We start from the raw sequence: 13819 nt of genomic DNA on the forward strand, positions 1-13819 counted from the left end.
GTGGCGCCGTCAGGTTAATCAAGAAGCAGTGTTATGGCATACTTTGTAAGTGTTTTTTAAGTTCATGCGCGGTCGGATAATCTTTGGCGATAGCCGCATCTAGGAGCTCGTGGCCGGCCTGATATTCGCCATTTATAATAGTTCTGCCCGCAAACCATGCCATCGTCTCAGCATCTTGTTCAGCAATCAAAATTTGCGCCCAACGTTCATCATACACAGCGATAATTCGCTGTGCTGATTTGCTTCCGTTTCTTGCCGCTTTCTCCCACCAAAAACGAGACGTTAAACTGGCGGGAATTGTTACTATGGGTATGACATTTATTGGTCGCCGCGAACTTGTCGATGCTTTGCTGAGCCGATATCGATAAGTTGCATCAGGCTTGCCCGATAATTTCAGACCAATTAACGATTCCAGCGTATTTTCGGCAGCAAAATGGACATTGAATTGTTCGGTAATAGTACCATCAGCAGCCACCTGCACCTCAGCATGACCGACAAAGCCAGCAAAATTCGCCCTGACTTTAGCTTTCGGTGTGAAAACCGTTAGGTCTAGCTCCTTCTCAACCGGTAAAGTTGGATCAACAACAATTAGCAGATCTTTCTGCGTATCCAGCAGCTCTAACAAACTGGCGAGCAAAAATTGATGGTGCGAAGAGCCAAGCCAGGCACCCCGCCAGAGTTGATGTTGTTCGATTAGCGCAGCGACAGCATCGATATCTAAGGTCTCATTTAACTTAAAGTCAAAACGCCAGAACCGAATATACTTTTCCCCGGTCGCTTCGAACTGCCAATCTTTAATCGCCCTCAGCGCGCTTTTGTTGAAGGTATGTTCCGGATAGGCATCCAGTACATCAGCGGTGGCAACCTTTCCCTGTTCATCTACTAAAAAGCGCACATTGACGTAACCTACCACCCCGGCTTTAAACGCATTTATTGGATAAATCGGGTAATCCCCTTTGAGCCGGGCGGGCAGGTACACTGTTTTCGCCGGACCTTGCTCAGGCAACAACCACCACTTCGCATGCTGTGCTAAAGTCAGGAAATGTTGCTCCGCCAGGGCGAGTTGTTCAGCGCTTACTAACTGACGTAATTGAGCTAATCCCTCAGCCGTGCCGTGATGCCCCAATTTTTCCGCCAAAGTAAAGTAGGCAATAGCCATACTCTCATCAGCACTGACGCCCTCTCCCTGAAGATACATCAAAGCCAGGTTAAAGGCGGCGTCTGCATGACCATAAGGGATTAGCTTTTGAAAATGCTCTTTAGCTGCTTGATAATTTTGAGTTTGATGAGCTTTTATTGCCTGCGCCCAGTCTGCTTGTATTGGACTGGCCATTGCAACGGCCAGAGCAATAAAGAGTACCTTTTTCATTAAGAATGTCCGTTTCAGCAAACTGATGTTTTATCTTAATATAGGCCAAGCAATTGTTAAGTACAAAAGTAATTTAATTGTAGTTTAATCGTGATTTTTTAACCCTAACAGCAGCTGCTCCAGCGTAAATACATGTTCATCCTGCTCATTAAGTTGGCGCAGTGCCTGCGCCAGTTGCAGCAAATACTCGCTATTGGCGCCGCTCGGGCCATGGCTTTTGGCAATCTGTCTGGCAATATCGGCTTCCGGTGCCGGCCCTAAATAGGCGGCATTATCCGGATTGGCAATATAGACCACGCCTTGCTCGATGCCTGAGCTATCCGCTGTGGAGTGGGAACCTGCGTTATCCAGCCAGTGTAGTTCGGTAAAAAAGCGCAGATAGCCGTTTTTCTCCCGTTGATCTAAATGGGCAAAGGTATCCGGTGTTACCTGATACGCCATACCAACACAGCGCTTAGCGGCCGCTTCCACCAGGGTAACAACCCGGCCCGGTGCCTCTGGCGTACCACGGTGATCGTGCGAACCTTGCCAGAAGCGGCGCTGCCAGCCATAAATACAGGCCGGCCGGCAAGCGAGATAGGGAAAATCGGTTTTATAAATTAAAGACCCATAACCGAACAGCCATACCGTATTCAGATGATCTAAGGGTTGGCGTTGTTGGTTTAAGGCGATGGTATTAACAGGCATAAAGTTTCTGCGTTATCCGCGTAGTAATCCGGGTTTATTTCATCGTATTTGAGTATGGCAATGGTTCGGGTATTGCTTGGTCGCCAGGCCTGTTGTCAGTTGAGAAGCTAGCCTGAGTAACGGTATTGCGGCCGGCCTGTTTGCTGGCATATAAAGCCTCATCAGCCCGCTTAACCGCCTCCATTGCCGGATGTTCTGTGGGGATAACATGCACCATACCAATACTGATGGTCAGGTTAACCTGATCCTCGTCAAGCCATACCAGCTGTTGTGCTACCTGTTGGCATAAACGCTGCCCGACTTTTAACGCCGTTTGTTGGTCGATATCAATAAGTAGCGCGGCATATTCCTCACCGCCGATCCTGCCAATAATATCGTTGCTGCGTAATTGCTTTGACAGCAGCCTGGCAACTGCTGTTATGGCCTTGTCTCCCACCGCATGACCAAAAGTATCGTTAATACGCTTAAAAAAATCGATATCGATCATCATAACGGCAGCGGGGGTTGTCGGATACTGTCGCCAGTAACGCTCAAGTTGATAGAAAAAATGCTCGCGGTTGGCCAGCCGGGTTAAACCATCGCGTTGGGATTTTAGCGTCAGTTTGCGTTCCAACTTTAAAAAGCTTAACCAGGGCAGCAGTAAAGCAGTTAGCGTTGTCAGCAGAATATGGCTAAGTAAGGTGTAAATTGACGCCTCCGGCAAGCCATGCAGATTCAGTTGCTGCCAATTCATCAGCACCAGCGTCGCCTGGATAAACATCACAATCGCATGGCTAATAAAGACGCCTTGCAGGGTACGGGTAAAAGTCGGCTCGGTGATCACCGATTTTTGCAGTAAACCCGCGCAAAGGCAGAATGTGATGCCGATCGAGATCGCGGCGACCAGGCTAAGCAAGCCGGGATGCTGATAACTGAGTAACATCAGTAACAGCGCCAGAGTAAGCAGCCAAATTGCTTGTTGGCGGCGCTTTCTGGTGTAGCGAAAACGGGAAAATTGTACTAAGCCGGCGAGTACATAAACCGGCGCCAACAATAACAGGCTATCGGCAATAAAGAAGCTGAGCCAGGGCGGTAGCGGGTAGGGCCGAAGCACCACCAACGCCGAGCCCAACACAAAACTGCCGCATGAATAGGCCCAAAGCTTAAAACAGCGATCCTTAGGTTTGCGGCGGTACAGCAAATAAAGATAAAGACCGACAGTTAAATTGGTGGTTAACGCCAGGGTGATAACTGTCGGCAGATGCATGCTAGCTGACCTGAGCGGCGATTTGCCGCAGCGCTGCCGCCAGTTGTTGCGGCTCCTGGGCGCCGGAAATCAGGTATTTATTATTGATAATAAAGGCCGGCACGGAAGAAATGCCAGCATGCTGATAGCGGGCGATATCCTGTTGTACCTGCTCGCTGTAGGCATCTGAGGCCAGAATTTGCGCTGCCGTTGTCACATCTAACCCCAGTTTAGCCACACAGTCGAGCAGCACCTGATGCCTGGAGACATCGGCAGCCTCACCAAAATAGGCGTTAAATAATGCCATTTTCATTGCCGTCGCCTGGCCTTGCGTCTCTGCCCATTTCACCAGCCGGTGTGCATCAAAGGTATTGCAGGTAAAGCGCTGCTGCATCTTGCTGAAATTTAAGCCAAGCTCTGCCGCCACTTCCATAATGTAAGCCTGACTTTGCCGCATCTCGGCTTCGGATTTACCGTATTTACGGCTTAGCGCTGGCAGGATCGGCTCTTGCGGCGCGTTTTTATCCGGATTGAGCTCAAAGGCATGCCATTCCAGTTCAATCTTAAGTTCAGGCAGACTGGCCAAAGCGCGCTCTAAGCGGGCATAACCCACAGCGCACCAGGGGCAGGCGATATCGGAGACAAGATCAATTTTTAGATTAACCATTTTGGGGTTCTCTTATAGTCACTTAACAGGTTGGGGTGATACTCATTACCACCATTACCCTGAGGTTGAGCTGGCGCCCAGCTTTTTAATAAACGCAGTATAACGTTAAAACCGTAGAGCGGGCATGCACATTCTGGGTCGTTATTTTAGTAACAGCGCCGCTGTTAGCTTGCTGTTTGATAGTATGGCCTCTATTCTTCAACCTAACACCGCACTCGCGCGATGAGCAAAAGCAAAGTGCTAATGCTGCAGTATCTAAACTAATCTTTGGATGAAATCACATGAAAACAATTGGTTATGCAGCTTTTTCTACTGATGCAGTTATGGCCCCTTATCATTTTGAGCGGCGGGCCTTGCGGCCTAATGATGTCGCCATTGAGATTTTATTTTGTGGTGTCTGTCACTCAGATTTACATACTGTAAATGGCGATTGGGGGCCACAGCCGTATCCGTTAATCCCGGGACATGAGATTGTGGGCAGAGTGCAGGCTGTCGGATCTGCGGTAGTACATTATAAAGAGGGAGACCGGGTGGCGGTTGGCTGTTTGGTTGATAGCTGCCAGCAGTGTGATCAGTGCGAAAAGCATGCGGAACAATATTGTCGTACCGGTATCACCCCGACCTATGGCGCGCCGGATCGTGTTGATGGTGTTATTACTCAGGGTGGCTACTCTAAGCACATCGTCGTGCGGGAAGAGTTTGTGCTGCGAATTCCGGAAAACATGGATCTGGCAAAGGCCGCCCCTATTCTCTGTGCTGGTATCACCACCTATTCGCCACTTCGTACCTGGCAGGTCGGCCGCGGCAGCCGGGTTGGGGTAGTTGGGTTAGGGGGCCTGGGGCATATGGCGGTGAAATTGGCTCATGCGATGGGTGCTGAGGTAACCGTCATTAGCCGCTCAGATCAGAAAAAAGCGCAAGCCATCGCTATGGGTGCGAAAGCCATGCTGATTTCATCTGATACTGCAGCGATGAACGCTGCCGCTAGCGCCTTTGATTTAATTATTGATACAGTACCAGTCAAACATGATGTAAGTATTTACACACCGCTGCTGGATGTTGATGGCACTCTGGTGATCGTCGGGCAGGTTGGTCCGCTAAATGAGCTGATGACCATTCCGTTAATTATGGGGCGGCGGCGAATTGCAGGATCATTAATTGGTGGTATTGCTGAAACACAGGAAGTTTTGAACTTCTGTGCCGAGCATGATGTTTATCCTGATTGCGAGATGATTCGCATGGACCAGATCAATGAGGCCTTTAGTCGATTAAAAGAAGGCGACTTAGCTCGTCGTTTTGTAATTGATATGGCCTCCCTCAACCCGAACTAAGCAAATAAGCGCTGCGGACACAGGCTGCAAATGCAGCTGTGTCCAATGTTGCCAGCACTGTTATTAGCTGTGGTTATTGTGTGGTAAGTTTTTTCACCTCAGCTTCAAAGGCCCCTTCGGCCAGCTTAACCGTGACTTTATCACCAGGCGCTAACTGCGAGTTACGAGTAACTACCTGTTGCTGAGCATCAAAGGCGATACTATAGCCCCGAGCTAAAGTAGCCAGAGGGCTGACCGTATGCAGTTGTTTACTCAGTTGTATTAAATTGAATTTATGCTGTTTTAGTTGCTGCAACTGCGCCTGCTGTAAACGCTTTGCCAGCTGCTGTAACTGCAGTTGTTGCTGCTTAATGGCCTTGGCCGGCGATAAATGCTGCAAGCTTTGTTGTAAATAACTGTGTTGCCGCCGCGCGGTTTGCAGTTGTTGCTGCATCCGCCGTTGCAAACGCAGCTGTAATTCATCCAGCCGCTGCTGCTGTTGCTCCAGCCGCCGCTGTGGATGCAGTTGCTGCAGCCGTTGTTGCAGTTGCATTAAACGTGGTTGCTGCTGCGCCAGTTGCCGGCGTACAGCACGGCTAAGGCGTTGCTGCAGCTGTGTTAACGCCGTCAGATACTGGCTTTGGTCCGGTGATACCAGCTCTGCCGCGGCCGATGGCGTGGCGGCCCGCACATCGGCGACAAAATCGGTTAGCGCAAAATCAATTTCGTGGCCCACTGCACTGACAATCGGGATCGGACAGTCGGCCACAGCACGGGCCAGGGCTTCATCATTAAAACACCAGAGATCTTCAATCGAGCCGCCGCCGCGGCCGATAATCAGCACATCGACTTCGTTGCGTCTTATCGCGGTACTGAGCATATTTCGAAGCTGGGCAGCGGCGGTTTCCCCCTGCACCTGACAAGGATAAATAATCAGCTCAATTCCCGGCGCCCGGCGCGCCAGCACGGTAATAATATCGCGGACGGCGGCACCGGTAGGCGAGGTAATCACCCCCACACGCCGCGGATTGGCAGGTAACGGCCTTTTCCGTTCAGGGGCAAATAAGCCCTCGGCTGCCAGTTTGGCTTTAAGTTGTTCAAACTGTTGTTTTAACAGGCCAGCACCGGCCGGTTCAATAAATTCGGCCAGCAACTGATATTCACCACGCGGCTCATAAACACTAATCCGGGCCCGGATCAGCACTTGCTGACCATTTTGCGGCCTGACAGTGGCATAGCGGTTGGCTTGCTTAAACATCGCTACCTTAACCTGTGCCGCCTGATCTTTGAGGCTGAAATACCAGTGGCCGGAGGCGGCCGCGACAAAGTTTGATACTTCGCCAACCAGCCATAGTTGCTGAAACTGCAACTCCAGCGTCAGTCGTACTTCAGAATTCAGGCGTGATACCGTATAAATATCCGGGTTTTGCATAGCGTCATTCAGTTAAGCAACCAGGCTACTAGTGTACCCAGAGTGGGGCTACCTGACAAAAAGAAAAAAAGCCTTTGTCCTAAAGCCCGCTTTGCGCTAAAATTGCACCGCAACATTCCCTATCATTTCACCCAGAAAGCGAGATTGTTGCAATGCTCAGGATCATCAAAGAAGCCCTTACTTTTGACGACGTGTTATTAGTACCGGCACACTCTAGTGTTTTACCCCACACTGCGGAATTACGCACTAAACTTACCGCCTCAATCACGCTGAATATCCCGATGGTATCCGCTTCTATGGATACGGTTACCGAAGCCCGGCTGGCCATTGCGCTGGCGCAGGAAGGCGGTATCGGTTTTATTCATAAAAATATGACCATTGAAGAGCAGGCTGCCAACGTACGTAAAGTGAAAAAGTACGAAAGCGGTGTGGTATCTGATCCGGTAACAGCCTCTGCTGAGATGACGGTACGTGACGTGCAGGCACTGGCGCAGCAGCATGGTTTCTCCGGCTTTCCGGTACTGGATAAACAGGGTGAATTAGTCGGCATCGTTACCGGCCGGGATATGAGCTTTGAAGCTAATCTGCAGGCGAAAGTGACCGATGTCATGACGCCGCGTGAGCGTCTGGTGACCGTAAATGAAAATGCCCCACGCGAGCAGGCACTGAAGCTGATGCATCAACACCGTATCGAGAAGGTACTGGTGGTGGATGATCACTTTAAACTGAAAGGCTTGATCACCGTGCGTGACTACTACAAAGCCGCCAGTAAGCCAAATGCCTGTAAAGATGAATTAGGCCGGTTACGGGTCGGTGCGGCAGTGGGTGTAGGCCCCGGCACTGACGAGCGCATTGCCGCTCTGGTAGAAGCCGGTGTTGATATCCTGCTGATTGATACCTCACATGGCCACTCGCAAGGTGTCATTGACCGCGTTAAACAAACCCGCGCCCAGTATCCGGATTTGCAAATTGTTGCCGGTAATGTGGCAACGGCAGAAGGCGCTAAGGCGCTGGCCGAAGCCGGTGCCAATGCAGTGAAAGTGGGTATCGGTCCGGGTTCAATCTGTACTACCCGTATTGTTACCGGCTGTGGTGTACCGCAAATTACGGCCATTTCTGATGCAGTAGAAGGGGTAAAAGGCACCGACGTTTGCATTATCGCCGATGGCGGCATCCGTTTCTCTGGTGACATTGCCAAAGCCTTAGTGGCTGGCGCTAACTGTGTAATGGTAGGCTCGATGTTTGCCGGTACTGAAGAAGCGCCGGGCGAAGTTGAACTCTATCAGGGCCGCTACTACAAATCTTACCGCGGTATGGGCTCGTTAGGTGCGATGGCGCAGCGTAACGGTTCCTCTGACCGCTATTTCCAGGGCAGCAACAACGCGGAAAAACTGGTACCGGAAGGCATTGAAGGCCGTGTTGCCTATAAAGGCCCGATTGAAACCATTATCCATCAGCAAATGGGTGGCCTGCGCTCTGCGATGGGCTTAACCGGTTCACCGGATATCGATACCCTGCGCACCAAGCCCAGCTTTGTCAAAGTGACAGCCGCCGGTATGGGCGAGTCGCATGTGCATGATGTGCAGATCACCAAAGAAGCACCGAACTACCGTTTGGGTTAAGTTGGCGGTTAGGTAAATTTAGCGTTTAGGTTAGCTTGGCGTTTTCGCAAAGCCAATACCCGAATCCGGCTGGCGCAAGCCAGCCGCCTGAGCATACAAGGTTACTATGAACAAAAATATTCATCATCATCGTATTCTGATCCTCGACTTTGGTTCGCAATATACCCAGCTGATTGCCCGCCGGGTGCGCGAAATCGGCGTTTACTGCGAGCTGTGGGCCTGGGATGTGACCGAAGCCCAAATCCGCGATTTTAATCCAACCGGTATTATCTTATCTGGCGGCCCGGAAAGCGTTACCGAAGCCGGCTCACCACGGGCACCGGCTTATGTATTCGAAGCGGGCGTGCCGGTACTGGGCGTGTGCTATGGTATGCAAACCATGGCAGAGCAGCTGGGCGGTAAGGTGCAGGGCTCAGAGGAGCGTGAGTTTGGTTATGCCCAGGTCGAAGTGCTGGCGCCAAATGAACTGTTCGCCAAAATTGAAGACCATATCGGCGCTAACGGCAATGCCTTGTTAGATGTGTGGATGAGCCACGGCGATAAAGTGGTACAGATCCCAGCCGGTTTTACCACTATTGCCCAAACCCCAACCTGCCCGCATGCCGCCATGGCGGACGAAGCGCGGCAGTTCTACGGTGTACAGTTCCACCCTGAAGTCACCCATACCCGCCAGGGCCTGCGGATGCTGGAGCATTTTGTGGTGGATATCTGTGGCTGTGACAAGCTGTGGACGCCAGCCTCGATTATTGAAGATGCCATCGTACGCTTAAAACAGCAAATCGGTGATGATCAGGTGATCCTGGGCTTATCCGGTGGTGTCGACAGCTCCGTGGTTGCCATGCTGCTGCACCGTGCTATCGGCAAAAACCTGACCTGTGTCTTTGTTGATAACGGCCTGCTGCGCCTTAACGAAGGCAAGCAAGTCATGGATATGTTTGGCGATCACTTTGGTTTAAATATTATCAAAGTCGATGCCGAGCAGCGTTTCCTGTCGGCCTTAGCCGGCGTGGATGAGCCGGAAGCGAAGCGGAAAATTATCGGCCGCGTCTTTGTTGAAGTGTTCGACGAACAAGCGCAAAAGCTGAGCAATGCCAAATGGCTGGCACAGGGCACTATCTATCCGGATGTGATTGAATCCGCCGGTTCCGCAACCGGTAAAGCCCATGTGATTAAATCGCACCATAACGTCGGCGGCTTGCCGGAGCATATGAAGCTGGGCTTAGTCGAGCCACTGCGCGAACTGTTTAAAGACGAAGTGCGCAAAGTCGGTTTAGAGCTGGGCTTACCGTACGATATGCTGTACCGTCACCCGTTCCCGGGACCAGGTTTAGGGGTGCGGGTACTGGGCGAAATCAAAAAAGAATACTGCGACTTACTGCGCCGTGCCGATGCAATCTTTATCGAAGAGCTGCATAAAGCCGATCTGTACAATAAAGTGAGCCAGGCGTTCGCCGTGTTCCTGCCGGTTAAATCGGTAGGTGTAATGGGCGATGCCCGTAAGTACGACTGGGTAATTTCGCTACGCGCGGTAGAAACCATCGACTTTATGACCGCACACTGGGCACACCTGCCATATGAGTTACTGGGTAAGGTATCGAACCGGATTATTAACGAGATCAATGGTATTAGCCGCGTAGTCTACGATATCTCAGGCAAGCCACCAGCAACCATCGAATGGGAATAATTTTGGCGTTGTCAAAATCGTAACGCCATTCTAAACACTACCCCAAACCCAGGACTCCGGTACGCTAGCCGTACCGGAGTCCATCCTGCGATAGTGATAGCAGCACCAATCTTATCGTTACCCCGATCCAGGACTCCGGTACGCCCGCCGTACCGGAGTCCATCCTGCGATAGTGATAGCAGCACCAATCTTAACGCTACCTCAAATCCAGGACTCCGGTACGCGCGCTGTACCGCAGTCCATTCTGCGATAGTGATAGCAGCGCCAATCTCAACGCTACCCCAAACCCAGGACTCCGGTACGCTCGCCGTACCGGAGTCCATTCTGAGATAGTGATAGCAGCACCAATCTCAACGCTACCCAAACCCAGGACTCCGGTACGCTTGTCGTACCGGAGTCCATCCTGCGATATTGGGATTGGAGCTTTAGTTGATGTAGTGGCTAGATTTTGAGCGCCGCTAGTACCGCAGGCCACGAATGGCGCTGATTGTTAGCTGTGTTCCAGCATAAATGCACGAAGCTGTCGTTCCTCTCGCATGACAAAGAGCACAAAAACCCGCTGCTCATCCTCACGATAAAAAATGCGACAAGGTGGAACCACTATCTCCCTGTATACCGAATCTGGTAGCTCAGGAGGAATCCGCCCGGATTTGGGGAAACTCGCCAAACGTTCTATCTTGTCGAAAATAGCCTTTACCAGATTGCTTGCGGCGGCAGGATTGTCCAACGCAATATACTCAGCAATCGCATCCAGTTCCTGGAGTGCTGGCTCTGTCCAGATTATTTCAGCCATTTACTCATTTTCTGTTTGGCCTCACTTTGGCTAAGCGTTCTTCCTTCAAGTACCGCACGCTCACCCCGAGAAAGTCCCTCAAGCAGCTCAAGCCGACGCTGCATAAATTCATAATCCTGCACATCAACAAGGTATGCAGATGGCTGACCATGCTCCGTAATCAATACGGGCTCTTTCGACAGGTGCAGATCTGCCAGAATCTTGGTAGCTTGGCGCTTTAGATTCGTAACTAACTCGACTTTCATAATTTCAACCTATGCTAAGTGAAAAGTGATACTATAGTATCACTTTTCGAGTGGGCAATCCCAGCTAATGCCAGCCATAACCGGACGCAAAAAGCAGAGCAAAGCGGCGCTTTTTGCGGTCCGAGTTTATGGTATTGTTAGCCATTATTATAATCGGTAAAACCAATTTGCTTGAGTATCATTCGCCCAATTGGCGTCAAATCTCTATACGATACGGATGGCTTCCCGGAAAACTTGTCGAATTCTGGCATACCGGTATTCCTATCCATACGGTAATGAGGCCTAATAAGGCCAATGTGCTCCAGATGTCCTTTATAGCTATCTTGTAGAGAGGCCTTCTCTATTGTGCGCTCATCCGACCCGAGATGCGCAGGCACTGGCTCAAGGATATTTCTATGTTTTCCCCTAAACTCTTCGTCGCCACCAATTGTCGGAACCATGAAGAACCTTAGCCAAATAATCTCTTGTTCGTTCAGCTCTTGAAGTAACTTCAAGATGTATTTTGACTCTGAATATTCAATTGTCTCGTCATCCACCCCATTAGCTACAACGTTGGCAACATACTTTCTACGCTCATCTGTTAATGATCGAGATGCTTGAACAAAGCCTTCTTCAAATAGATCAATTCCTTCTTCACTTCTCAAGGCGTTGTCGATTTTTTCGCGATCTATACGGGAAAGCCGAGCCTCAAGCTCTTTAACGTAATTTGTTAATCTATCTACTCTCTGATTTGGTATTAAGTTACCAACTAATTCGGAAAGCAGTGGTCCGGCAAAAGGCACAGTACCCAAAACAGATTTGACTGTTGCGACCAAAGCGTCTGTTTTGTCTTGTTTTAAATCATCCGCCATAGACAAATTGCTCTCGTTGACTACGCCTAGGTTAACCGGCGTCCGCGTTGAACCGACAGTTAGACGTCACGCTTTATTTTGCTCTTGCTTTAAATGATCTAGATGTGGTGAGCAGAGCTTGAGAAAGACCGACTTCCATGCTTCTGGCAGCAAATCAAAATTACCTCCCCAGTTTGCTTGAATGTGCTCGTGAGCCTTGTATGGTTTTTCTTTTTGTGGTGCAGGATATCCAAGGATATCTTCAATACACTCCTCAATCATGATTCTTCGCTCATCACCTGTCTGCAAGCGTATTGGCTCATTCATCGCCTCAGCTTTCTCAGTTCCTTTGTCGCGGTCATGCATGAGTATGTAATTTATATCAAGCGCATTTAAGTATTTTGCTATGGATATCAATACGGCCTTGCCTCTTGCTCGGAGAAACTCGCAGTTGCCAACTACTCTGGCTTTATCTTCCTTCGATAATCTTTTAATGGTCTCTCTAATTACAACCTCTTCGGTGTCTCCCTCGACGAAAATGCATTTCTTTGCAAAGAACATTCTAGAGATGTAGTCGTCTACCTTGAGTAGCATTTTCAGGTTTTGGCGCTCATCTTTTTGAAGACTCTCGAATGCTTTCTCCAAGTTGAAAGAGTGCGTCTTTGAGAATTCATCCTCGTCGGAGGTGAATTTTGTGAGGCTAATGCTCTGCTCTGTTCCAAGATTCACCATGAATGGTGAATGTGTTGTGGCCACAATCTGGCAACCAGTCCCGGCTAGGTCATAGAGCGCATCTCTCATTTGATTCGCGGCCGCAGGGTGAAGGTATATTTCCGGCTCTTCGAAACAAAAAATTGTTGTTCGAGGCACATCGGAGTTTTTGTTTACAAAATCATTGGTAAATCTCAAGAGCTGGAATGCGGTAGCTCTGATCATTCCGTGGCCCTGATAGGGCACCGCAGTCTTGACGTTGCTTTCCATTTCCACATTGAATAGTGGCTTAATGGATTTTTCAGGTTGATCTAATGATGCACTAACGTGGATGGATGATTCCGGGAATAAGTTGTGAGTCATTCCGTTTAGATCCTGGATAAGTCTTCCAAAATCTGTATTTCCATCGCTGGGATTTAGTTCTTTGGCTAGTTCGTTAAGGAGTTTTTGCGCCTGCTCGTAGTTGTTTGATTTTTTCCTTACTTGGTCGAACAGTTCCGTAAGCAGGGAATAGAGGGCTCCATTATTACTGGTTAGCTCCGAAACGCAAGATTCTGCGGGTATAACTACTACTCGCGGGAGCTTGGAAAGGACATTGCCTGGTATTCCACCAGGGTTTTCAACCCAAGTCGCATCTTCGTCTGTCTTTATGTCCCAAAGTTGAGGCAAGTCTAGAATTTTTTGCTTCGCTGCGGCCGTAGTTAAGGATTTCTCCAGATCTTGCTCTTCGAAGTGTTCTTTTAAAAACTCCTCGGTGAAGTCATCCCCTTTGAGGTCATTAATCTTTTTGGCATTCGCGTACTTCTCACTGCGAGTTCTTTCATGCTCAAGCAAGTAGACTTTGGGTTTGGTTTGGCTTATTGACCAAATTTTTTTGTAAGTAATCGCGTAGCCAGTATCGCCAGGGGTTGGTGGTGCTTTCTTGGTTATCCGCCCACGAAATCCAATCCAATTGTTGGCATCTTCCGGAATATTGCGGTACTCGGCAATTATTTCAATTTCTTCTGCATATTTATAGGATTCGTCTTCCGGGATGAATGTCTTAGAGTAATCCTCCCGAGATACATTTGTATTTTTGTGGAGATTATTGAGCGCTGCAAAGACGCTAGATTTACCTGCATTGTTGGAGCCAATCAGGAATGTCGCATCTTTGAAAATAATCTTGCAGTTCTTTAGTTTTCTAAAATTCTTGATTTCTACGGAGTGCAGTTTCATTTTTTCCTCTTGGCTTTAAGATGTGTGCG

The 13819-nt window shown here is 49.5% G+C and carries 12 protein-coding genes; 3 read left to right on the plus strand and 9 right to left on the minus strand.

What is annotated here, in order from left to right:
• Window positions 1-31: 31 nt before the first annotated feature.
• From AGRI_RS16235 to AGRI_RS14555, 4 genes are all read right to left on the minus strand, one after another.
• Window positions 32-1369 (minus strand): TonB family protein, encoded by a 1338-nt coding sequence (locus AGRI_RS16235; RefSeq protein WP_008985645.1) that lies wholly within the window; start codon window positions 1367-1369, stop codon window positions 32-34.
• 84 nt (window positions 1370-1453) lie between these two features.
• Window positions 1454-2056 carry a gamma-glutamylcyclotransferase gene (locus AGRI_RS14545; RefSeq protein ID WP_008985646.1) on the minus strand — a complete coding sequence of 201 codons (603 nt, stop codon included), beginning with the start codon at window positions 2054-2056 and terminating at the stop codon, window positions 1454-1456.
• A 34-nt stretch (window positions 2057-2090) separates the two neighbouring features.
• Window positions 2091-3302 (minus strand): GGDEF domain-containing protein, encoded by a 1212-nt coding sequence (locus tag AGRI_RS14550; protein WP_008985647.1) that lies wholly within the window; start codon window positions 3300-3302, stop codon window positions 2091-2093.
• Window position 3303: 1 nt separating this feature from the next.
• Window positions 3304-3948 (minus strand): DsbA family oxidoreductase, encoded by a 645-nt coding sequence (locus AGRI_RS14555; protein WP_008985648.1) that lies wholly within the window; start codon window positions 3946-3948, stop codon window positions 3304-3306.
• A gap of 281 nt (window positions 3949-4229) precedes the next feature.
• On the opposite strand from AGRI_RS14555, the gene AGRI_RS14560 reads away from it, so the two are divergent.
• Window positions 4230-5279: an NAD(P)-dependent alcohol dehydrogenase gene (locus AGRI_RS14560; protein ID WP_008985649.1), complete on the plus strand. Its 1050-nt coding sequence runs from the start codon at window positions 4230-4232 to the stop codon at window positions 5277-5279.
• Window positions 5280-5352: 73 nt separating this feature from the next.
• On the opposite strand, the gene xseA is transcribed toward AGRI_RS14560, so the two are convergent.
• Window positions 5353-6690, minus strand: a complete 1338-nt coding sequence (xseA, locus tag AGRI_RS14565) for an exodeoxyribonuclease VII large subunit (protein ID WP_008985650.1) — start codon at window positions 6688-6690, stop codon at window positions 5353-5355.
• Window positions 6691-6842: 152 nt separating this feature from the next.
• Between xseA and guaB the strand changes: the two genes are divergently transcribed.
• Together guaB and guaA are read left to right on the plus strand one after the other, a co-directional pair.
• Window positions 6843-8312 (plus strand): IMP dehydrogenase, encoded by a 1470-nt coding sequence (gene guaB / locus AGRI_RS14570; RefSeq protein ID WP_008985651.1) that lies wholly within the window; start codon window positions 6843-6845, stop codon window positions 8310-8312.
• Between the two features lie 106 nt (window positions 8313-8418).
• Complete coding sequence (guaA, locus tag AGRI_RS14575; RefSeq protein ID WP_008608957.1) at window positions 8419-9996, plus strand: glutamine-hydrolyzing GMP synthase; 1578 nt, start codon at window positions 8419-8421, stop codon at window positions 9994-9996.
• A gap of 490 nt (window positions 9997-10486) precedes the next feature.
• Here the strand turns inward: guaA and AGRI_RS14585 are convergent, their stop codons facing one another.
• The 4 genes from AGRI_RS14585 to AGRI_RS14600 all read right to left on the minus strand — a co-directional run bounded on the left by AGRI_RS14585 (window position 10487) and on the right by AGRI_RS14600 (window position 13790).
• A complete protein-coding gene (locus AGRI_RS14585; RefSeq protein WP_008985653.1) occupies window positions 10487-10789 on the minus strand; it encodes a type II toxin-antitoxin system RelE/ParE family toxin in 303 nt (100 codons plus the stop codon).
• Window positions 10777-11034: a type II toxin-antitoxin system Phd/YefM family antitoxin gene (locus AGRI_RS14590; protein ID WP_008985654.1), complete on the minus strand. Its 258-nt coding sequence runs from the start codon at window positions 11032-11034 to the stop codon at window positions 10777-10779. Before AGRI_RS14590 ends, AGRI_RS14585 begins: the two co-directional genes overlap by 13 nt.
• A 137-nt stretch (window positions 11035-11171) precedes the next feature.
• Window positions 11172-11885, minus strand: a complete 714-nt coding sequence (locus AGRI_RS14595; protein ID WP_008985655.1) for a hypothetical protein — start codon at window positions 11883-11885, stop codon at window positions 11172-11174.
• Window positions 11886-11951: 66 nt separating this feature from the next.
• The gene (locus AGRI_RS14600) at window positions 11952-13790 is read right to left on the minus strand and encodes an AAA family ATPase (protein ID WP_008985656.1); all 1839 of its coding nucleotides are present in this window, start codon (window positions 13788-13790) and stop codon (window positions 11952-11954) included.
• Window positions 13791-13819 lie beyond the last annotated feature (29 nt).

The sequence above is a fragment of the Alishewanella agri BL06 genome (genome assembly GCF_000272005.1).
GTDB lineage: Bacteria > Pseudomonadota > Gammaproteobacteria > Enterobacterales > Alteromonadaceae > Alishewanella > Alishewanella agri.